The organism is Dietzia sp. SYD-A1 (assembly GCF_015356725.1).
In the GTDB taxonomy this organism is placed as follows: Bacteria; Actinomycetota; Actinomycetes; order Mycobacteriales; family Mycobacteriaceae; genus Dietzia.
The window spans coordinates 1-560 of the sequence record NZ_JADDKI010000564.1 but is presented as its reverse complement, the minus strand read 5'-3'; the positions used below and the strand labels follow the sequence as shown (position 1 = coordinate 560).

Sequence of the window (560 nt, the reverse complement as noted above, 5' to 3'; positions counted from 1 at the left end):
GGGCTGGGGTTCGGTGGGGGGTGTCTGCCCAAGGACATCCGGGCGTTCATGGCCCGCGCGGGGGAGTTGGGTGCCGATCAGGCGATGTCGTTCCTGCGGGAGGTGGACTCGATCAACATGCGTCGCCGGGAGCGGATGGTGGATCTGGCGACCGAGGCGTGTGGGGGGATGTTGATCGGTAAGACGATCGCGGTGTTGGGGGCGGCGTTCAAGCCGGACTCCGACGACGTGCGGGATTCCCCGGCGTTGAACGTGGCGGGGATGCTCTCGCTCAAGGGGGCGCAGGCGGTGGTGTACGACCCGCAGGCGTTGGACAACGCGCGGGCGTTGTTCCCGACGTTGACGTATGCGGGGTCGGCGATCGAGGCGTGTGAGGGCGCGGACGTGGTGCTGGTGGCCACGGAGTGGCCGGAGTTCCTCGGGTTGGACCCGGCCGCCGTGACCCGGGTGGCGCGGGGGCGGATCATGCTGGACGGGCGCAACTGCATGCCTGCCGAGGCCTGGCGCGCGGCCGGGTGGACCTACCGCGCCCTCGGGCGCGGGGTGGGCATCTCCTGACC

Annotated in this window: 1 protein-coding gene; it reads left to right on the top strand. The window is 70.9% G+C overall.

Annotated elements, in window-relative coordinates:
- A partial coding sequence (locus IY392_RS16990; RefSeq protein WP_194861871.1) for a UDP-glucose/GDP-mannose dehydrogenase family protein occupies positions 1–558 on the top strand: 558 nt, incomplete at its 5' end.
- Between the last annotated feature and the right edge of the window lie 2 nt (positions 559–560).